Source organism: Synechococcus sp. HK01-R (assembly GCF_014217855.1).
GTDB lineage: Bacteria > Cyanobacteriota > Cyanobacteriia > PCC-6307 > Cyanobiaceae > Synechococcus_C.
In genome coordinates, this window is record NZ_CP059059.1 from 2,059,237 (window position 1) to 2,078,700 (window position 19,464).

General features: G+C 62.0%; 18 protein-coding genes. 6 read left to right on the plus strand and 12 right to left on the minus strand.

What is annotated here, in order from left to right:
- Positions 1 to 153: 153 nt before the first annotated feature.
- The 10 genes from recG to H0O21_RS10970 all read right to left on the minus strand — a co-directional run bounded on the left by recG (position 154) and on the right by H0O21_RS10970 (position 10,303).
- Positions 154 to 2,691: an ATP-dependent DNA helicase RecG gene (gene recG / locus H0O21_RS10925; RefSeq protein ID WP_185189683.1), complete on the minus strand. Its 2,538-nt coding sequence runs from the start codon at positions 2,689 to 2,691 to the stop codon at positions 154 to 156.
- Positions 2,649 to 3,797 carry a hypothetical protein gene (locus H0O21_RS10930; RefSeq protein ID WP_255441008.1) on the minus strand — a complete coding sequence of 383 codons (1,149 nt, stop codon included), beginning with the start codon at positions 3,795 to 3,797 and terminating at the stop codon, positions 2,649 to 2,651. Before H0O21_RS10930 ends, recG begins: the two co-directional genes overlap by 43 nt.
- 83 nt (positions 3,798 to 3,880) lie before the next feature.
- Positions 3,881 to 4,537, minus strand: coding sequence for a translation elongation factor Ts (gene tsf, locus H0O21_RS10935; RefSeq protein ID WP_185189684.1), 657 nt, complete (start codon positions 4,535 to 4,537; stop codon positions 3,881 to 3,883).
- An 88-nt stretch (positions 4,538 to 4,625) separates the two neighbouring features.
- Positions 4,626 to 5,345: a 30S ribosomal protein S2 gene (rpsB, locus tag H0O21_RS10940; RefSeq protein ID WP_131455409.1), complete on the minus strand. Its 720-nt coding sequence runs from the start codon at positions 5,343 to 5,345 to the stop codon at positions 4,626 to 4,628.
- 113 nt (positions 5,346 to 5,458) lie between these two features.
- Positions 5,459 to 6,391: a glycosyltransferase family 2 protein gene (locus H0O21_RS10945; RefSeq protein ID WP_131455410.1), complete on the minus strand. Its 933-nt coding sequence runs from the start codon at positions 6,389 to 6,391 to the stop codon at positions 5,459 to 5,461.
- Between the two features lie 85 nt (positions 6,392 to 6,476).
- Complete coding sequence (locus H0O21_RS10950; protein WP_006171625.1) at positions 6,477 to 6,632, minus strand: hypothetical protein; 156 nt, start codon at positions 6,630 to 6,632, stop codon at positions 6,477 to 6,479.
- Between the two features lie 38 nt (positions 6,633 to 6,670).
- Positions 6,671 to 7,414, minus strand: coding sequence for a DevA family ABC transporter ATP-binding protein (locus tag H0O21_RS10955; protein WP_185189685.1), 744 nt, complete (start codon positions 7,412 to 7,414; stop codon positions 6,671 to 6,673).
- Between the two features lie 3 nt (positions 7,415 to 7,417).
- Positions 7,418 to 8,587, minus strand: a complete 1,170-nt coding sequence (devC, locus tag H0O21_RS10960) for an ABC transporter permease DevC (protein WP_131593438.1) — start codon at positions 8,585 to 8,587, stop codon at positions 7,418 to 7,420.
- A 13-nt stretch (positions 8,588 to 8,600) separates the two neighbouring features.
- Positions 8,601 to 9,506 carry an HlyD family efflux transporter periplasmic adaptor subunit gene (locus H0O21_RS10965; RefSeq protein WP_185189686.1) on the minus strand — a complete coding sequence of 302 codons (906 nt, stop codon included), beginning with the start codon at positions 9,504 to 9,506 and terminating at the stop codon, positions 8,601 to 8,603.
- A gap of 2 nt (positions 9,507 to 9,508) precedes the next feature.
- The gene (locus H0O21_RS10970; protein WP_185189687.1) at positions 9,509 to 10,303 is read right to left on the minus strand and encodes a phycocyanobilin:ferredoxin oxidoreductase; all 795 of its coding nucleotides are present in this window, start codon (positions 10,301 to 10,303) and stop codon (positions 9,509 to 9,511) included.
- Positions 10,304 to 10,364: 61 nt separating this feature from the next.
- Here H0O21_RS10970 and H0O21_RS10975 point away from each other — a divergent pair, with 61 nt between their 5' ends.
- Positions 10,365 to 11,558: a pitrilysin family protein gene (locus H0O21_RS10975; RefSeq protein ID WP_185189688.1), complete on the plus strand. Its 1,194-nt coding sequence runs from the start codon at positions 10,365 to 10,367 to the stop codon at positions 11,556 to 11,558.
- A complete protein-coding gene (locus H0O21_RS10980; protein WP_185189689.1) occupies positions 11,558 to 12,829 on the plus strand; it encodes a pitrilysin family protein in 1,272 nt (423 codons plus the stop codon). Before H0O21_RS10975 ends, H0O21_RS10980 begins: the two co-directional genes overlap by 1 nt.
- A gap of 11 nt (positions 12,830 to 12,840) precedes the next feature.
- On the opposite strand, the gene H0O21_RS10985 is transcribed toward H0O21_RS10980, so the two are convergent.
- Positions 12,841 to 13,065 carry an NAD(P)H dehydrogenase assembly family protein gene (locus H0O21_RS10985; RefSeq protein ID WP_131455417.1) on the minus strand — a complete coding sequence of 75 codons (225 nt, stop codon included), beginning with the start codon at positions 13,063 to 13,065 and terminating at the stop codon, positions 12,841 to 12,843.
- A 56-nt stretch (positions 13,066 to 13,121) separates the two neighbouring features.
- Between H0O21_RS10985 and H0O21_RS10990 the strand changes: the two genes are divergently transcribed.
- From H0O21_RS10990 to H0O21_RS11005, 4 genes are all read left to right on the plus strand, one after another.
- Positions 13,122 to 13,688, plus strand: coding sequence for a biotin transporter BioY (locus tag H0O21_RS10990; protein WP_185189690.1), 567 nt, complete (start codon positions 13,122 to 13,124; stop codon positions 13,686 to 13,688).
- Positions 13,685 to 14,188, plus strand: a complete 504-nt coding sequence (gene lspA / locus H0O21_RS10995; protein WP_255441009.1) for a signal peptidase II — start codon at positions 13,685 to 13,687, stop codon at positions 14,186 to 14,188. Before H0O21_RS10990 ends, lspA begins: the two co-directional genes overlap by 4 nt.
- Positions 14,189 to 14,204: 16 nt before the next feature.
- On the plus strand, positions 14,205 to 16,328 hold the full coding sequence (locus H0O21_RS11000; RefSeq protein WP_255441010.1) for a transglycosylase domain-containing protein: 2,124 nt from the start codon (positions 14,205 to 14,207) through the stop codon (positions 16,326 to 16,328).
- A 62-nt stretch (positions 16,329 to 16,390) separates the two neighbouring features.
- Positions 16,391 to 17,932, plus strand: coding sequence for a YcjF family protein (locus tag H0O21_RS11005; protein ID WP_185191008.1), 1,542 nt, complete (start codon positions 16,391 to 16,393; stop codon positions 17,930 to 17,932).
- Positions 17,933 to 18,022: 90 nt separating this feature from the next.
- Here H0O21_RS11005 and H0O21_RS11010 read toward each other — a convergent pair whose 3' ends face one another.
- On the minus strand, positions 18,023 to 19,459 hold the full coding sequence (locus H0O21_RS11010) for an aminotransferase class V-fold PLP-dependent enzyme (RefSeq protein ID WP_185191009.1): 1,437 nt from the start codon (positions 19,457 to 19,459) through the stop codon (positions 18,023 to 18,025).
- Positions 19,460 to 19,464 lie beyond the last annotated feature (5 nt).

A 19,464-nucleotide genomic window follows, 5' to 3' on the forward strand; every position in this document is an offset into this window, starting at 1 on the left:
CAATGGGCAAACATCGCTGCAACAGGCCCCAAAACGGTGTTGCAAAACACAGAAATCAGAGGGCAACAGTGGCGCAAGTCTCAGAAGAGACTCAAGCCTGTGGAGAACGCTGTCAGCTGAGCGTGGCCAGTGAGCGGTGTCAGCTGAGCGGTCTCAGTTCAGCTGGCCTGCTGCGGTCAGACGACGTTGCTGTTCCTCAAGCAATTGACGCAGAGTCGGGTACTGCTCCAAAGCGGGATCCTGGCGAATGAGGCTTGAAGCCTCCTCCCGCGCTTCCTCGAGCACACTGCCATCATCCGCAAGACTGGCCAGGGCGAGATCAGGCAGGCCCGACTGGCGTGTTCCAAGCACCTGTCCTGGTCCGCGCAAGCGCAGATCCATCTCAGCGATCTCGAAGCCGTCATGGGAGCGCACCAACACCTCAAGTCGCTGACGAGCCAGCAGATTGCGGCTGTCATTCACCAGGAGACAGTGGGACGCTGCAGCACCGCGCCCGACACGTCCGCGCAGTTGATGCAATTGGGCCAGACCGAAACGATCGGCATGATCAATCATCATCACGCTGGCTTCCGGCACATCAACACCCACCTCCACCACGGTCGTAGACACGAGCACATCACAACGCCCTTCTGCAAACGCTCGGATCACAGACTGCTTGTCAGCACTGTTCAATCGGCCATGCAATAAGCCCACGGATCGATCTGGAAAGATCTCCTCACTCAACTGGCGATGCACATCCACCGCTGATCGCAGATCAAGTTTTTCCGATTCCTCCACCAGCGGCAGAACCACGTAGGCCCGTTGTCCCTTGGCGATCTCACTGGCGATGAGGTCATAGGCCTCCTGGCGAGATGTTGACGCCAGTAGCTGCGTCTGGATCGGGGTGCGTCCTGGTGGTAGTTCGTCGATCTGACTGACATCGAGATCACCGTGGAGGGAGAGCGCCAACGTGCGGGGGATCGGAGTCGCCGTCATCGTGAGCAGGTGGGGTTGCAACCCTTTGGCAAGCAATCGGTTGCGCTGCTTCACCCCGAACCGATGTTGCTCATCCACCACGACCAGCCCAAGGCGAGAAAAATCCACAGGATCTTCAATCAACGCGTGGGTTCCAACCAGAATCTGCAGAGTTCCGTTCGCCAGATCAGTCAGCATTCGCCGCCGAGCGGGCCTTGGCGTTGAGCCTGTCAACAGTTCCACCGTGACATTGAGTGGGATCAACCAACGACAAAGACCGCGATAGTGCTGCTCTGCAAGGACCTCGGTCGGTGCCATCAGAGCCCCTTGCCAACCTGACTCAACCGCCTTGAGAAGGGCCGCGATGGCCACCACGGTTTTGCCACTGCCCACATCCCCCTGGACCAATCGCGCCATCGGTTCCGCGCGAGCCAGATCCTGCTCAATCTCCGCCAACACACGCTGCTGTGCAGCCGTGAATTGAAAGGGCAGCTGCTCGAGAAACCGACCAACCAAGCCATCCCGCTGGCCAGCAATCGACAACACCGGAGCCTGTCGCTGGCGCCAACGAGACCGACGCTGCATCAGACCGAGCTGTAGCAACAGGAATTCGTCGAACACAAGACGGCGGCGGGCTTGTTGCAGTTGCTCCCGGTCGCTGGGTTGGTGGATCACACGCAGGGCGTCCGGTCTAGGCATGAGCTGCCGGCGGCGTTGCGTCTCAATTGGCAGCGGGTCCGACCATTGGGATGAAGCCGGCAGGACCGTCTCCACGAGACTGCGCATGCGATCAGCACTCAGTCCCTCTGTGAGTGCATAAACCGGGATTAATCGACCGATCTGGCGGGAACGCAAGGGAGAACTGGCGCTCTCCATGACTTCAATCAGCGGATCCTGAAAACTCACGCCATAGGGGCCAGTTTTCACCAAACCACTGACGGCCACCGTGGCACCCGGTGGATAAAGACGCGCCTGAGCATGAAGGGCAGCAGGTGAACTGAAGCGACGACCGGCTAAGAAGCGTGTGACTTTCAAGCGGCCGGTGGGATCTTGCAGCTGCAGTTCGAGGATCGAAAGGTTGGGATTACGCGGACTCGTGAAGCCATGGCAACGACGCACTGTGGCCACAATCGTCGCCGTCTCCCCTGGCTCAAGGGCTTCGATCCGTCGCAATGCTGAGTAATCGACGTAGTCGCGGGGGAAATACAGCAAAAGGTCCCGCACCACAAGCAAACCAAGAGCGGCCAATCGTTCAGCAAGCTTTGGTCCAATCCCGCGAACCTTGGAGAGGGCTGCGTCCAAGGCCAGCGACTCACGGCCGTTCCCTGTTGAAGACGACACTGGGGCCGCCTGAACACGGAGACGCGGCGGGGCCATGGGAGTGGAGGGCTCCAAGCGTTGGCGAAGGCCGTGGAGCCACTGACGCGTGGTGGTCACCAATCGCCGTCGAGACGGTTCCTCCAGCTCCGGATAGCCGGCGAACTCCTGGGCCAACGTCGCCAAACGGTGAAGGCTGTCCTGCGGCAGGGGACAGGGGGGAGGAGCAGCGCACTGTCGACTCAGGAACGCATGAAAACGCTCCTGACGCCCTTGCAGATTGGAGAAACCCCGATCCGCTTCGAGGCCGAGGGCGGTCTGCAAAGGCTGCAGCCATGCCTTCAGAACATCCATCTCCCGCGCCGAGAGCGCAGGCTTCAGGCTCTCGTCTGGGGGTCGCTCGGAGGGCTGGGCCACCACTGCTCTTGCACCTGCCGGATCGTGGAACGCCGCTGCCAGTGGCGTTGCTTTTGCACCATTGTGAGCAGTTCCCGCCGCCGATGACGCAGACGCATGCGACAACGACGCAGCTCAGCGTGATCAAATTCCAGCTCTGAGGGACGAAGCAGCAGGCAGCTGAGTTCGACCCACTGATCCACAGAGGCTTCAGGGAGTGGAACACGAAGCCTCAGAAGGTTGGATGCGGCCGGGAGACTCTCGACCTGACCACTCAGCGCTGCATCGAGCAGGCTGATGGGCAACAGGCTGGAGGCCAATCCTGAGCGCATCAGCTCAACATTCAACGCGTGGGACAAATTGCGCAGACGCCTCAACAAAGCACGATCAAGACCGTCCAACCAACGCACAAGCTCCCTGGGCATGGCTGGCAACAGACCAGACCCCGCCTCAGTTGAGGGGAGGGAACGGGGCCATGAATCCTGCTCTGAACCCCCTGAAGACTCGGCAGCAACCATCGCCTGGCCTGCCATCACGAACAACGAGCGCAACATCGCCAAATCAGATGTGGCTCCCTGCCCAGACCACTCACTCTGCAGCGAGTCGTCGTCCTCAATCTCGTCCTCCTCTGGAAGGCTCTGCTCCGTGGGGATCTCCTCGTGGTCTGCCTGCTCGAGCTCAGCCAAATCCATCTCGCTGTCCTCCTGCCCACCGTTAGGCAGGAGACCCTGAAGCAGCGAGGGCTGCTGGATCGGAGGATCCAGGCTCAGTTGGATCGACTGCGTCGCCCTAGGGCCTGAATCAGTCGGTGACAGCTCAGGGTGAACCGCGTCAGTCGGCCGATCCTCCAGCAACGCTTTCTGGGCTTGCTGGACTCTGACCACCTGTTCGCGCGAGATCTGACGGGAGAGATCCATCAGCTGCTCAATGGTGAGAAGAGAACAGCAGCGCTGAACCAGCGCATCAATCCTTCCCTGAATCTCGGCCCGTCGCGCCACGTCGATTGCCGCCAGACGCTGACCGTCATCAGCAGTCAATAGCGTGGCCAGAGACGCACGGACAGCTGGTGGGAGCAGATCTCGAAGGATCTGCAGATAAAGCGCCTGCTCGCGATAAAGACGTGGGGCCATGGACTGCCCCCACGTCTCAAGACGGGCAAGTTGTTCGCTGGGATCGGGCAACGGGGAAGAAATGCCGTATCTCGGCAGGCTGATCAGCCAGCCGTCATGGAGGCGACTTCAGTGGCGAAGTCCACCTGCTCAATCTCGATACCCTCGCCAAGGGTGTAACGGGTGAAGCGACGCACCTTGACGTTTTCACCAATCTTGCCGGCGGCCTGCTTAACCAGCTCAGCAACAGTGATCGAGCTGTCCTTGATGAAGGGCTGCTCCATCAGAGCAAGCTCCTTGAGGCGCTTGCCGATACGGCCCTCAACGATCTTCTCCTTCATCGCTTCAGGCTTGCCATCCAGGTCGTCACGACCCATCTCAATCGCCTTTTCGCGGTCGCGAATCTCGTCAGGGATCTCGTCAGTGGTGACGTATTCGACGTTGGGGCATGCGGCCACCTGCATGGCCACATCGCGGAGCAGCTCCTGGAACATGTCGCCACGTGCCACAAAGTCGGTCTCGCAGTTCACCTCAACCAGAACACCCACGCGGGCGCCGGTGTGGATGTAGCTGCCGATCGAGCCCTCAGCGGCGGTACGGCCGGACTTCTTCTCAGCGCTGGCAATGCCCTTCTGCCGCAACCACTCAATGGCCTTATCGCAATCACCATCGGTCGCTGCAAGGGCTTTCTTGCAATCCATCATTCCCGCGCCGGTCTTATCGCGCAGGTCCTTGACAAGCTTGGCGGAAACGGCAGCCATCGTGAAGAGGTGGTGGTGGGAACTGGAAATGGAGAACCGCCGACCCGCTCAAGCGGAACGGCGGCGTGAACTTAGCGGTTCGAGGACCTCAGCCTTCGGCGTCGTCGGCACCGCGCTGATCATTGGCACCGTGACGGCCCTCATTGATCGCATCGGCAAGGCGGCTGAGCACGAGCTGAACGGAGCGGACAGCGTCGTCATTGCAAGGAATCGGCACCTCGCACAGATCAGGGTCGCAATTGGTGTCCAGCATCGACACCAGAGGAATATCAAGCTTGCGTGCCTCGAGCACAGCATTGGTCTCGCGTCGCTGATCGACAAGAACCACAACATCCGGGAGGCGGCGCATGTTCTTCAGACCACCCAGATATTTCTGGAGTCGATCGAGCTCACGACGGAGAACAGCGGCCTCTTTCTTGGGGCGCATGGCGATGGCTCCGCTGGATTCCATGCGCTCAAGATCCTTGAGGCGATCAATCCGGGCCTTCATGGTGGTCCAGTTGGTGAGCATGCCGCCCAGCCAGCGCTGGTTCACATAGGACGCTCCGCAACGGGCGGCTTCGAGAGCCACCACTTCGGACGCCTGCTTTTTAGTGCCGACAAACAGAAACCGCTTGCCGCTGCGTGCAGCGGAGCGAACCCACTTGTAGGCGTTGTTCATGCAGACAGCGGTCTGCACGAGGTCAATAATGTGCACCCCGTTGCGCGCGCAATAGATGTAGCGCGACATCTTGGGGTTCCAGCGACGGGTCTGGTGCCCAAAGTGGGCGCCAGCTTCCATCATCTCAGCGAGAGTGACAACAGCCATGGGAGTTGAGGTTTCGGGTTCGCCTCCACCTGTCAGGGATGGTCATGGGACCAGCACCCGAAACAGACAGGTGTGCGGTTTGAAAGGACCAGATGAACCTACCAAAGCAAGGTTCAAGCCATCCCTTGCTGGCGAGCTTCAAGCGCCATAGCCCGCACCCCGATCCGATTGAGGGGTAGCCGGAGCAATTCCATCGCCAGATCGGGCCGCCCGCGGCGAATGAGCCAGGCAAGCAGCGGCCTCAGGGAGCGTTCGTTCAGCAGACCGCCAAGGGTGAGCAGCTCCCAAAGCAAGCGATGCAACCAGGTGAACTGAATGATGAATCGCACCCGGCGGCTGGGGTGCTTGCGATAAAAAACCAGCCCCATCTTGGCTCGCTCACGCTCCACCCTGATCAAATCGGGGATCTGCTCAAGACGGAATGCCGGATGCCAGTGATACCCCACCGCCTGAGGGCACTTGACGAGAACAACACCCATCTGGCGGAGTCGCTCACCGAGTTCAAGATCCTCCCAGCCGTAAAGGCGGAAACCGGTGTCGAAGAGTCCAGACCGTTCCAGGACCTGTCGATCGATCGCCACATTGCCAGTGGCGAAATAGGCCCAGGACAAATCGCGGAGTTTGTGTCGTTCAGCGGTGGGGCTCTCAAAATTGGCGGTGTTGATCACAGCGCCATAGGTGAAACAAAGCCGATCACCGCGCTGACTCCAGGACTGTTTCAAGGCCGCCGCGTGGGAGGCCAGAAATGTGGGAGTGACCACAAGATCGCTATCGATGAAAACAATCACGTCACCACGAGCGTGATCGACACCCCGGTTCCGCCCCTCCGCGGGCCCGCCATGGGCCTGCTCCACCAGACGCACATGCGGAAAGCGACCAGCGTCCCGACGCAGCCAGTCAGGCGTGCCATCACTGGAGCCGTCATCGACCACCACCACCTCATAGGCCTCGAGGTCGGTAGTCAGGCGCTGATCCTCCAAGGCCAGCAGACACTTCTCCAGGATCGGCCGCCGGTTGTAGGTGGGGATGACGACGCTGGCAAACATCCGCACAGGACCGGCAAGGACCCACAGCCTAAAGACATGAAAAAAGGGGGCCAAGGCCCCCCTGAAACGAAAGCAAGAACGGAATTCAGTCGGCTGCGCCACCGTTGTTGGCCGTACCGGTCACACCATTGCCGGCACCTTCTCCACGGCCGTCGTTGCGGAGCTTGCGCTTCTTGAACTTACGGGCGTAAGCGCGGTTGCGCTCTTGCTTTTCCTTCTTGAGATTTCTGCGCTTGGCCATGCGAAAGGGGCTGGACGACGACTGGGACTCCTACCAACCTACTCTTCCGCCTTGAACAGGCGACCGTCCTCCATCCGCACCAACCGATCAGCTAGATCGAGAATGCGAGGGTCATGGGTCACCATCAGCACCGAGCAGGACTGTTCACGGGCCAAGCGACGCAGCAATTCCACCACCTCGCGGCCCGTGGTGCTGTCCAGCGCGGCTGTCGGTTCATCAGCGAGCAGCAGCTGTGGCCTGGCCGCCAGCGCCCGGGCGATCGCGACGCGTTGCTTCTGCCCACCGGAGAGATCGTGGGGCCGCTTGGCCATGTGGTCATCCAGACCGACCGCCCGAAGCCATTCCCGTGCCTGATCACGACGGGCGCGGTAGGAGAGCCCCTCAAGAAGATCAGAGCCCATCTGCACGTTCTGTTCCGCCGAGAGGCAGCGCAGCAGGTTATGGCCCTGAAAAATCATGCCGATCCGACGGCGCAATCTCTGCCTCTGGCCGCGGCCAGCCCCCCGGAGCTGCTGTCCGAACACCCAAAGATCCCCTTGCTGCACCTGGCGCAGGGCTCCGATCAGGGTGAGCAAGGTGGTCTTCCCGCAGCCCGAAGGTCCCGTCAGGAGGACCACCTCTCCGGGTTCAATCCTCAGATCCACAGCCTGAAGAACCTGCCGGCGGGTGGAGCCGCGGCCATACCAGTGGCTCAGCCCCTGGATCTCAACCGTGAACGACGCGGTTGGCTTGGCTGGCTCGGGCTGCCGAGAACGAATCAGCTGATCGGACGGGCTGGACATGGGTCAGAAGATCTCAGCTGGGTCTGCATCGACCAATCGGCGCATGGCCAGGCAGGCGGACACCATGCACATGACAAGGATCATCGTGAAGACCGTCAGAGCACGGCTGAGGTCCATACCGACAGGTAAACGCGTGGCCTCACGGACAAACCAATACAGACCCTGGCCGGCCAGGTAGGCGGGCACGTAGCCGAACATGGCCAGCAGCAACCCTTCGCGAACAACAACCCCGAGCAACGTGGGGAGGCGGTAGCCCATGGCCATCAAGGTGGCGTATTCCGGCAGGTGGTCGCTCACGTCTGTGTAGAGCACCTGATACACAATCACGCACCCCACCACGAATCCCATGGCGGCACCGAGGGTGAAGATGAATCCGATGGACGTACTGCTTCGCCAGTAGTTCTGTTCGAAATCAATGAACCCCTGCTTGGTCAGCACACGCACATCCTCAGGCAGCAAAGCCTGGAGCCTCTGACGCACCTGTTCAGGGTCGGCGCCAGGAAGCAGACGAATCAGACCGAGTTCGATGCTGCCCGAGGGGGTGTTGGGCATGAGATCCAAGAAGGTTTCCGAACTCGTCAGCAGATTGCCGTCTGCGCCGAAACTGGTGCCGAGGGCAACCAGACCGGCCACTCTCACTCGATTACCGCCGATTTCACTCTCAACGGTGCGACCCTCCCGAAACCAAGCAGCAACTGGGCCGAATTCCGGACGGGAACGCTCATCGAACAAGACCCGGCCCTTCTGAGACAGCAATCTCGCCTTGGCGGGTAAATCTGGATCGGTAAAAAAAGGATCGTCTGGGTCAAATCCGAGCGCCAGGATCGAACGGGTGTGACGGGTCTCAGGATTGCGCCAGAGCATGAGGCTCCAGTGCACTGGAGTGATGCCCTCAACAGCAGGATCGGCCATGGTTTGAATCAAACGCCGCCTGGGAAAGCCAGCCATCCGCACCGAACTGGTGGAGCGGGGGCTGATCAGGACCAGATCCGCATCAAACCGTCGATGCACCGTGACGCTGGCATCGAAGAGGCCATCGCGGAATCCCAGCTGCATGAACATCAGGATCCCAGCGAAACTGATCCCGGCGAGGGCCACGACCAACCGCACCGGCTGGCGGATCAGCATCAGGGAGGCCAGGGGAATTCGCCGCCACCACCAGAAAGGACGCATCACAGCAACCAGCTCAGGGGTTCTGGAAGCGAGCGATGACCTTCATACCGGCCAAACGGGTCACCCGAGCTGCGGATTCAGCGTTCAAGCGAACCCTGACCTCCACGATCCGAGCATCAGCATCACCCGTGGGATCAGTGGAGAGCACCCGCCGCTGTCGCACCTGGGGACTGATCCGCATCACCTCGCCCTCAAGACGTCCGCTAAAGCCGCCGTTCTCACTCACCAGAGTGACCGCCTGACCGAGGCGAATGCGATTGACATCCGATTCGTAAACCTCAATCAGAGCTTCCATCTCCTGGCTAGCCCCAACCTCAAGCACCCCATCGGTACCGGAACGCTCCCCCACCCTGGTGATCACTTTCAGCACCACACCATCAATCGGAGAGCGCAACTCACTGTCCTTGAGATCAGCCTGCAATTTGCGCTCACGGGCCAGGGTTTCCCGACGCTCCCCTTCCAGACGCACCAGTTCATCCTGTTTGTCTTCGAGGAGAACAAGGGCGGCCGCACCTTCACGAGCGGCCGCGGCGTAGCGGGAGACCTCACGCTTCTGCATCCGGATCTCAATGTCCAACGTGCGCAATGTCTCTTGCACACCAGAAAGATCCGCCAGAATTTGGGGGCGGCTGTCGAAGCTGGCCAGCACGTCGCCGCGACGAACTCTGTCCCCCTCCCTCACCAACAGTTGGGCGACTCGAGGGGTGCCGCCAAAACCACTGACCGGCGCCGCAAGGCGGCGGACATCACCGGCGGGTTCAAGCTGACCTAAGGCTGCGACAGCTTCGGGTGGCCGAACAGTCACCGGGTTTGCCGGTGCCGGCTGTGAGGGAACGGATGGCCGCCGTAGCACCGCAAACAGGCCCAGCAACACGAGCAGTCCCAGGCCACCAGCAAGCCAGGGGAGTCGCCCAGACATGGTCAAGGCTCGGGGGGATTGTCGAAGAGAAGCTCCTCGATGTAACGATCCGCCCACTCCGGACTGAAGGCCTTCTCGAGAACCCGCCGGGTCTTGTCGTTGCGCTTCTGTTGCAGGCAATAGGAGAGCTGACCCTGGTGACGTTGAACTGTAGGAAGCGCATCAGCGGCGTCGGGCTCGCCCTGCCTGATCGCTGTGGCCAGGATCTCGAGATAGCGACCCACCAGATCCACAAACCACCCTTCCTCCTCGGCATCGACGGGGCGAATGAAGCGAACGAATGGGGAGAAGATCGACCCCCAGGCCGGCAGCTCGCGCACCTGCTGGAAGGGCGGCAACACCAGGTCTTCCAGCGGACTGCGCACCGAGTCCGGCAGATGGGCTGTCACCGGCGAGAGATCGACGATCGCTGCGGAGATCCCCGCAGGACTGGCGACGATATCGGCACCGAAGACGGGCAGGTCGTAGCGAGGATCAGGAAAAAACACGCAGTGCAGGATCTGGAGGCCAAGCCCAAGGCGAGCGGTCTCGAGATGCAACTTGCGCAGCCCTCGGCACTGATGCAGTTCGTTGCGGATGAACAGAGCCTCGCCGTCAAGCGTGGCGGTGATCGCCTCCAAATCGGGGTCGACCGCAAGGGGGGCAAGATCGGGCAGATCCTGACGACAGATCCGGATCCGATCGGCCAGGGCATCCACCAGGGGATGCATGGAGAGATCCGAATCGCTGATGGTCGTCGGCACAGGTGCGATGCAGCACAGAATGGGACTTTGACACGGGATCCTGAGCCACTCCACCCCCGGCCCTGAACTGCTGCATCAGACCCTGGCGAACGGCAGCCGCTGCGTGATCGCCCCCATGCCGGAGAGCACACTCACCTGTCTTGATTTCTGGTGTAAAGCCGGAAGTGCCAGCGAAGCAACCGGTGAGGAAGGGATCGCCCATTTCCTGGAACACATGGTGTTCAAGGGCAGCCAACGGCTTGGGCCAGGGCAATTCGATCGACGCATCGAAGCGCTGGGTGGCAGCAGCAATGCCGCCACTGGGTTCGACGATGTGCATTTCCATGCCCTCGTACCTCCAGAAGCCGCTGCGGAGGGGCTCGACCTCCTACTCGACTTGGTGCTGGAGCCGGCCCTTGAGGCAGACGCCTATGCGATGGAACGGGACGTGGTGCTGGAGGAGATCGCTCAATACCGGGACCAACCCGATGACCAGGTGATCCAGCAGCTGCTGACACGCTGCTGCCCAGATCAGGCCTACGGACGGCCGATTCTTGGCTGGGAAACCAGCCTTCTATCCAGCACTCCAGCACTGATGCGGCGCTTCCACGAACGGCGCTACCAAGGCAGCCATTGCTGTCTGGCGGTGGCCGGTGCGCTTCCGGCAGGGCTTGAGAGCCGACTGACGGGCAGTGCCATGGCTGCACTGCCAAACAAAGAGGTCGAAGGCGGAGGAGTCCAAAGAACCACGCCCCTGCGTTTCAAGGCTGGGCACGCTGCCATCCAGGTGCCCAGGCTGGAGGCCGCAAGGGTGCTCATGGCCTGGCCGGCCGCCCCGGCTGAGGACCAGCTGGCCGTGATGGGAATGGACCTCGCCACAACGGTGCTGGCCGAGGGACGGCGCAGCCGCCTCGTGCAGCACCTGCGCGAGGAGCTGCAAATCGTGGAATCCATCGACATGGACCTGACCGTTTTGGAACAGGGCAGCCTGGTCATGCTCGAGGCCTGCTGCCCGCCCGACTTGGTGGAGCAAGTGGAGCAGGAGGTGCAGATCGTGCTCGCTGCGGTAGCCGCAGAACCAATTCATGCGAACGAGCTGGAACGGGCGAGACAGCTCGTGGGGAACGGTCTGCGCTTCAGCCTGGAGGCACCTGGTGCTGTGGCCGGGATTGCCGGAGCGCAAACGCTTTGGGGACATTCAAAGTCGCTGCTTGAGCCGTTGATCCATCTGGATCACTGGGAGCCTGAGACCCTGAGAACTTCGGTGTTCTCCCAGTTACAAACCGAACAGGCCTTCACGCTCGTGGCCCTGCCTGGTGATGAGGACTGATGCCCCTACCTGATCTGATTCTCGACCCCGTCAACACGCCCGGGGTGATGGCCGCCAAACTTTGGATCCGTCGCGGTAGCGGTGCGGATCCCGACGGCGAACGTGGAGCGCATCAACTGCTGGGCTCCAGCCTCACCCGAGGCTGTGGACCGCTTGATCACCTGGCATTGGCGGATCTGGTGGAGGGCTGCGGCGCAGGCCTGCGCTGCGATACCCATGAAGACGGCATGCTCATCAGCCTCAAGTGCCGTGACACCGACGCTGCGGAACTTCTGCCTGTGCTGGGCTGGATGCTCAGCGCCCCCCAACTCCGTCCCGAGCAGGTGATTCTGGAGCGGGACTTAAGCCTTCAAGCCCTACAGCGTCAGCGGGAGGACCCCTTTCACCTCGCCTACGACGGCTGGCGTCAGCTGGCCTATGGCACAGGTCCCTATGGACACGATCCCCTCGGGGTCAGCGACGAGTTGCAGGTCCTCGATGCACAAAGTCTGCGCCCCCTCGCCGAGCAGTTGACGTGCCATGGAAGCGTTCTCGCCCTCTCGGGAACGATTCCGACGGAACTGCTCAGCGGACTGGAGGATAGGCCTGCTTTTCAGTCGCTCCAGACAGGCCAGGGGCTGAACCAGGCGGGGCCCGACCTGGACGATCAGTGTGCGACTGAAACGTTCACACCTCAACCACAAGGAGCGATCAGCCTTCACCCTCTGGCCACCGAACAGGTGGTGATGATGCTGGGGCGGCCCACTTGCCCCCATGGTCATCCCGACGATCTAGCCCTGCAATTACTCCAGGTCCATCTAGGGGTTGGCATGTCAAGCCTGCTGTTCCGGCGCCTGCGGGAGGACCACGGCGTCGCTTACGACGTGGGAGTCCACCACCCCGCCCGTGCAGCCGCCGCCCCGTTTGTCCTGCACGCCTCCAGCAGTGTGGAACGGGCTCGGTTGAGCCTGCGGCTGCTTTATCAAAGCTGGCAGGAACTGACTGAACGATTACTAAACGAGGAGGATCTCGAGCTAGCCCGCGCGAAATTCCGCGGACAGCTCGCCCACGCCACCCAGACCACTGGGCAGAGAGCAGAGCGACGCGCCCAGCTGCGGGCCCTCGGTCTTGACGATGCGCACGATCAGAGAAGCCTGGAGCAACTCAAAAAGCTTGATGCCGAGGTGCTGCGGACAACCGCCGCCCGTTGTCTCCAGACGCCTTTGCTCAGCCTCTGCGGCCCCAAGGAGTCGCTCCACACCCTCGCGGAGGACTGGCGCAAACTGATCTGAAACGACGCAGCTCAGTCGGATGTTGCATCAAGCACCCGCAGATACTCGAGCGGGATCAGAAAGGTGCCTCTCCGAAAACGAACGGCAGCCATCTGCATTGGACGCAGGCCCACGACATCCCCCAATTCCTCCGTTGTGACGAGGTCAGGTGGGCGAAGCATCGGCATGGGATCGGCCGTCTTCAGGTACGGCAGTGGTCGTACCAGCTGAACGCGGTCACCAATCGCGGCGGTCATGATCCCTGGGCAATGCTCCTCTCCTACTGCAGGATGGGTCGAGCTGACTTCTGCCCGTGCGGGCTTTGGCCACCTGGAGCGGCGCGACTGCCGGTCTGATGCTGATTCTCGTCGGCAGTTTGATGCCGGCGGCCCTTGTGCTGCCGCTCGTCCCCCCCCCTGTGGTGTCTTTACCCAGCACCTGGCAGGTGCCAGCCCTGTTAGCTGTTGCCCTGATCTGCGGACCCAGGGCTGGAGTCATGGCCGCCGTCGCCTATCTGACCATCGGATTGTTCGACATGCCGGTGTTTCACGACGGTGGCGGGTTGGCCTATCTGCTGAATCCAGGTTTTGGGTATCTGGCTGGCTTCGTTCCCGCTGCCTGGCTCAGTGGTCGACTCGCCCAACAGCGAGGCATGAACAACCTGGGCCGCCTGACCCTTGCAGCGATTGCCGGATTGCTCACGATTCAGATCTGCGGACTGCTCAATCTGTTGCTTGGCAGCTTGGTCGGGCGTTGGAGTGAGCCGCTTCCCCAGCTCCTGTTCAGCTATTCCCTGGGCCCCCTTGGGGCGCAGATCCTGCTTTGCATCGCTGCGGCCCTGGTCGCTCGACTGATGCGCAAGCTTCTGGTCATCGAATGAATGGAGTTCCGATGATTCACGCGGGTGGCCAGCGACGCTTGAGACGGGTCTATTTGCTCCTGGCATTGCTGGTCGTGCTCGCTGATCAATTCAGCAAAGCCTGGGTCCGCGATCAGCTGTTGCCTGGCGTGGCCACGCCCTGGATCCCAGGGTTGCTGCAACTGCGCTGGGTTCGCAACAGCGGCGCCGCGTTCAGCCTGTTGACCGATGCGACGGTCCTGCTCGGGCTGCTCAGCCTGGTGGTGGCGATCGTCTTGCTCATCTGGATTTGGAAAGCGCCACGACTGGGAGCTTGGCAAGGCTTAGCCCTAGCCCTGTTGCTCGGCGGGACCGTGGGCAACGGACTCGATCGCTGGCGGCTTGGTCATGTCACCGACTTCCTGGAACTGGTGCCGATCTCGTTTCCCATCTTCAATGGGGCCGATATCGCCATCAATCTTGCGGTCGCCTGCTTCGCCATCGACGCCCTCAGCCGACGCCATGATTCGGGACGAGCCTGAACGCACAAGGTTGGCGATGCTGACCTTGCGACAGCCCAACCAGCCGGATCGCCAGCTGGTGCTCCATGGAGAGGCCTATCGGCTCGGCCGTGATGAGGGACTGGAGATCGCCGTAGAGCACCCGGCAGTCAGTCGTCAGCATGCTCTTCTGCGCCGCCAAGGCCGCCATTGGATGCTGATCGACCTGGACTCCACCAATGGACTGTGGTGGAGAGGCCGACGGATCCGCGAGTTGGAACTACGGGACGGGGATCGTGTCAGCCTCGCGCCCGCCACGGAAGCCGGTGCCCCCACCCTTCACTTCCACAACCCTGCTGAACGAGGACTCCGGCGCCTCGAACAGTGGATCGCCCGAGGGCTGCTTCTCGCCCTCGGGGGTGGTGGCCTGGTTCTCAGTCTCGCGGCCCTGCAGGTTCCCGTCCGGGGGCGACTCGCGAGCGTGCAGGGACCAATCGCGATTTATGACCGCAACAACAAACCCCTGGATTCGGTTGATTCCAGCCGACACCGTGAGTTGCAGTCGATCGGATCCTTCTCCCCTGATCTGGTTCATGCGCTGCTGAGCAGCGAGGACAACCGCTTCTGGTGGCACCCGGGTGTTGACCCAGTGGGCACGCTCAGAGCCTTCGCCACCAATCTGACGGGGGGGCGCCTCATGGAAGGGGGCAGCAGCCTGACCCAGCAGCTGGCCCGCAGCCTCTACCCCGATCAGGTGGGGCAGGGAGACACCCTGGGGCGCAAATGGAGGGAGCTGTTGGTGGCCCTGCAGCTGGAGAGCCGATTCAGCAAAGGGGATTTGCTGCTCAGTTACCTCAACCGGGTCTACTTGGGGGTGGGCTGGGGCTTCGAGGACGCAGCCAGAACCTATTTCGGGAAGTCCGCCTCGCAACTCAGCCTGGAGGAATCGGCACTGTTGGTGGGGCTGCTTCCTTCACCGAATGGGCATGACCCCTGCCAGTACCCCCAGCGGGCGCTGGAAGCGAGAAACCGCGTGCTCAACAAGATGGCCGACGCTGGACGCTTGTCCCTCGACCAGGCTCGCCAAGCACGCCGCCGGCCGATTCAGCTGTCGAAATCTGCCTGCAGCCAACAATCCACGCGCCGCTCAGCACCCTTCTATACCGATCAGGTGCGTCGAGATCTCAGCGCCCTCGTTGGCCCTGAAGTCGCAGCCGAAGGAAATTTCCTGGTGGAAACACACCTCGACCCGCTGCTACAGGCGGTCTTGGAGCGACAACTGCAACGGCTGCTCAACGAAGCCCAGGGGCTCGGGGTCCGAGAGGGGGCTGCCGTGGTGATCGATCAGCGCAACGGGGGCGTGCTTGCCATCACGGGCGGCAAGGACTACCGCTTCAGTCAGTTCAACAGGGCGACCATGGCCCTGCGTCAGCCGGGGAGCACCTTCAAGCTGATGACCTACCTGGCGGCATTGCAACGGGGAATCAAAGCTGGAGATGCTGTTGACTGTGGCCCTCTGGACTGGGGCGGCCAACGCTTTGAGAGCACCTGTGGTGGTCAGCTCAGCCTCACAAGTGCCTTCGCCTCCAGCAGCAATACAGCCGCCCTGAGGCTGGCTCGGCGCGTGGGACTTGAACAGGTGGTGCGACAGGCCAGAGCCCTCGGAATCAACACCCCACTGGACCCAGTGCCCGGGCTGGCTCTCGGGCAGAGCGAAGTGCGACTGATCGATCTGACAGCCGCCTATGCAGCCGTGGCCAACGATGGGCTCTGGAACCCACCGACAACGATCCGCAGACTGCTGGATGCAGAAAGCTGTGCGGCCGAAAAGGTCAAGCGCTGCGGCAGCCTCACCGGCACCGACAACACTCGGGTGACCAGCGCCCGGCGCGCCCTGCGCAAGGACGTGGCCAAAAGCATGCAGGCCATGTTGCGGAGCGTTGTCCGGGCAGGCACTGGAACGGCGGCCTCCCTTGGAGGCCAGGAAGGGGGCAAGACCGGCACCACGAATGACGGCCGGGACCTGCTGTTCATCGGCTATGAACCTAGCCGCCACTGGGTGCTGGGGATCTGGCTCGGAAACGATGACAACAGCCCCACGGCCAGCTCCAGTGCCCTGGCAGCCTCCCTCTGGGGAGACATCATGCGTGCAGCGGGACGTGGCAGCAAGGAGACGCCTTGAAGCTTCGACAGTCGTGGATCCTGTGGGCCGTTGGTGGCCTGATCGCGCTCGTGGTGGTGGGGATGGTTCTGCAGGCCATCCGGAGCCTGCTTTGGGATCTCAGCTACCTGCTTCCAGCCTGGCTGATCGGACCCGTGCTGCTCATCGGCACGCTGCTGGTGGTGGCGGTGATCCTGCAGGTGGGATGGCCCTGGTGGCGCGCCTGGCGCCAACGACAAGTTGGTTCAGGGCAGAATCGTGGACATGCGGGCTCCACCCCAGCACCACCCGACAGCCGCCGGCAAGCAGCTGAACAAAGCCTCGAAAGCATTGATCGACTGCTCGAGAAGCTTGAAGACGCCGTGGCACGGGAAGGACTTCGCCAGGAACGTGAACGGGTCGAGCAGGAGCTCCAACGCGGCGACCTGACCGTGGTGGTCTTCGGCACAGGCTCCAGTGGAAAGACCTCCCTGATCCGAGCGCTGCTGCAAGAGATGGTCGGAGAGGTGGGAGCAGCGATGGGGAGCACGAGCGAAACCCATCGCTACCGACTCCGCCTCAAGGGTTTAAAGCGGGGCCTGCAACTGGTGGACACACCAGGAATCCTCGAGAGTGGGCGGGATGGACGGGAGCGGGAGATCGAGGCACGCCGTCAGGCCAGTCGTGCCGACCTGATGCTTGTGGTTGTGGATGGGGATCTGAGGGCGGCTGAGCTGGAGGTCACCCGCCATCTGGCAGGGCTAGGGAAGCGCCTCCTGCTGGTGCTCAACAAATGCGATCTTCGTGGCGAGGAGGAGGAGCGACGCCTGCTGATGCTGCTCAGGCAGCGCTGCGGTGATCTACTTGGCGCCGACGACGTTGTGCCTGCGAGCGCTTCACCGCAATCAGTCCCCCGACCGGGACAGCAGCCTTGGCAACCTCCGGCGGAGGTGGAGCGCCTGCTGCGACGGTTGGCCAGCGTGCTCCATCAGGACGGTGAAGAACTGCTGGCCGACAACATCCTTCTGCAATGCAGGCATCTGGGGGAATCCGGACGACGCCTTCTCGATCAGCAGCGGATGCAGGAAGCACGACGTTGCGTGGATCGCTACAGCTGGATCAGTGGAGGCGTCGTGGCCGCCACGCCTCTTCCAGGCATTGATCTGCTCGGCACGGCGGCGGTGAATGCCCAGATGGTGATGGAAATCGCTGGTGTCTACGGCGTTCAGCTCACTCGCAGCCGCGCCCAGGAACTGGCGGTATCCGTGGGGCGGACCCTCGCCGGCCTCGGGATTGTTAAAGGAGGAATGTCTTTGATTGGCACGGCCCTGAGCCTCAACCTGCCGACCCTGTTACTGGGTCGAGCCATCCAGGGCGTTGCCGCCGCATGGCTGACGCGCATCGCTGGGGCCAGCTTCATGACCTACTTCCAACAGGATCAGGACTGGGGCGATGGTGGCGTGCAGGACGTGGTCCAACACCATTACGACCTCAACCGCCGGGAGACATCCCTGCAGCATTTTCTTGCCCAAGCGCTTCAGCGGGTCGTGGAGCCGCTGCAGCGTCGGGAGGCGAAACAACTACCGCCGAGACCAGGGCCTCGGGCGGGGGAGGGCGCATGGGACCGCGAGAATCGAGAACGGTGATCAACAACAGATAGATCACCCCGATTGCCACAGAGAGCGCACCGGTGACGATGGCGACCCAGCGACCACGAGCCGGAGCCGGTGTTGACATCAAGGCACCTCCTGCACAGACCCGTTGAGCATGGCGGCCAGCTGCTCGAGGTGGGGGGCCTGGGTATGGGGATTACCCAGCACCGCCTTGAGGTGATGACAGCCCGCATACAGGGGTCTGGAGAGCATGAACTGGTGGTCAAGCAACAGGGCCCTGGTGGAGGCCGACCAGGCATCCACCGCGTCATGGTCAGCGTGCATTGGCCGGCAGGCCAACAGATGGAGAGGCCCACTCAGCAGCTGAAGCCGCTCTGCATCGAGGTGATCGAGAAGGAATTGCTTGCGCTGCAGGGCTCCCTCCAACAGCTGCTCAATGCCCTGATCGCCCAGTTGGCGCAGCCCAAGCCAGAGCTTGAGGATTTCCGCTGGGCGAGATCCCTGCAAGCCCTGTTCGCCGCCATGGGCTTCACCCCAGGGAGATTCCATGTAGGGGAGGCCGGTGGCAAAGGTGCGGCTGAGCAACCCTCGATCAGCCACCAACAGCAACGAGGAGGTCTTGGTGATGCCCAGCAGTTTCTGAGGGTTGATCGTGATCGAATCCGCACGCTCCACTCCACTGAGCAAAGCCGCAGTGGTCGGAGAAAGGCCATAGGCACCACCAATGGCTGCATCGACGTGAAGCCAAAGGTGATGTCGCGCGCAGAGATCCGCGAGGGCTTGCAGGGGATCCACCGCACCGCGCACGGTGGTGCCAGCGGTGGCGACAACCGCGAGGCAGGAACGTCCTTGCTGACGAAGCTTCAACAGCAGAGCCTCAAGGGCCTCCACCTGCAAGGCACCGCTGCCATCAACAGGAACGGTTTGAAGCGCATCGGCTCGGAGACCCATCACCCGCACGGCCTTGGCCAAAGACACGTGGGCATCCGCACTGGCAAGCACGACCGCATCGGCATCGGAGCCAAGACCGGCCTGCTGACGAGCCACCACAAGCGCCATCAGGTTGCTGAGGCTGCCGCCGCTAGCAGGAACGCCACCGGCCGACTCGGGCATGCCGAGACGATGGGCAACCCAGGTACAAAGCTGACGCTCGAGATTGCTGAGGCTGGGGGCTAGCTCTTCGGCCAGGAGATTGTTGTTGAGGCCGGCACAGACAAGATCCGCGGCGATCGAGGCAGTGAGCGGAGGTGGGTCCAGGTGGGCGAGAGCACCGGGATGGGAAGGGCGATAGGCGCCGTCCATCACCAGCTGCAGGTCATCCAGCAATTGCGTGAACGACCGGGGGCCCCCCTCAGGCTCAATGGAAGGAAGTACCGCAAGCGTGGGCAATGGGCCTCGTGCCTGAGCCTCCCCCAGCCAGCGACAGAGCTTGGCGGAGGTCAGATCAAGAAAGTCCTGCAGCTGCGGATCGAGCCCATCCGGTGAGGCGAATGGGGCAAGCGGCAGCGACGAATGAATCGCAGGGTTGCCAACCAAGGGCATCGCCAGATCAGGTGTCATTCTCC

What these genes read in the sequence shown, in the direction of transcription:
- H0O21_RS10930 (WP_255441008.1), bottom strand. Translation starts at nt 3,797, where the DNA reads ATGGCCCCACGTCTTTATCGCGAGCAGGCGCTTTATCTGCAGATCCTT.
- tsf (WP_185189684.1), bottom strand. Translation starts at nt 4,537, where the DNA reads ATGGCTGCCGTTTCCGCCAAGCTTGTCAAGGACCTGCGCGATAAGACC.
- rpsB (WP_131455409.1), bottom strand. Translation starts at nt 5,345, where the DNA reads ATGGCTGTTGTCACTCTCGCTGAGATGATGGAAGCTGGCGCCCACTTT.
- H0O21_RS10945 (WP_131455410.1), bottom strand. Translation starts at nt 6,391, where the DNA reads ATGTTTGCCAGCGTCGTCATCCCCACCTACAACCGGCGGCCGATCCTG.
- H0O21_RS10950 (WP_006171625.1), bottom strand. Translation starts at nt 6,632, where the DNA reads ATGGCCAAGCGCAGAAATCTCAAGAAGGAAAAGCAAGAGCGCAACCGC.
- H0O21_RS10955 (WP_185189685.1), bottom strand. Translation starts at nt 7,414, where the DNA reads ATGTCCAGCCCGTCCGATCAGCTGATTCGTTCTCGGCAGCCCGAGCCA.
- devC (WP_131593438.1), bottom strand. Translation starts at nt 8,587, where the DNA reads ATGCGTCCTTTCTGGTGGTGGCGGCGAATTCCCCTGGCCTCCCTGATG.
- H0O21_RS10965 (WP_185189686.1), bottom strand. Translation starts at nt 9,506, where the DNA reads ATGTCTGGGCGACTCCCCTGGCTTGCTGGTGGCCTGGGACTGCTCGTG.
- H0O21_RS10975 (WP_185189688.1), top strand. Translation starts at nt 10,365, where the DNA reads ATGCCGGAGAGCACACTCACCTGTCTTGATTTCTGGTGTAAAGCCGGA.
- H0O21_RS10980 (WP_185189689.1), top strand. Translation starts at nt 11,558, where the DNA reads ATGCCCCTACCTGATCTGATTCTCGACCCCGTCAACACGCCCGGGGTG.
- H0O21_RS10985 (WP_131455417.1), bottom strand. Translation starts at nt 13,065, where the DNA reads ATGACCGCCGCGATTGGTGACCGCGTTCAGCTGGTACGACCACTGCCG.
- lspA (WP_255441009.1), top strand. Translation starts at nt 13,685, where the DNA reads ATGAATGGAGTTCCGATGATTCACGCGGGTGGCCAGCGACGCTTGAGA.
- H0O21_RS11000 (WP_255441010.1), top strand. Translation starts at nt 14,205, where the DNA reads ATGCTGACCTTGCGACAGCCCAACCAGCCGGATCGCCAGCTGGTGCTC.
- H0O21_RS11005 (WP_185191008.1), top strand. Translation starts at nt 16,391, where the DNA reads ATGGTTCTGCAGGCCATCCGGAGCCTGCTTTGGGATCTCAGCTACCTG.
- H0O21_RS11010 (WP_185191009.1), bottom strand. Translation starts at nt 19,459, where the DNA reads ATGACACCTGATCTGGCGATGCCCTTGGTTGGCAACCCTGCGATTCAT.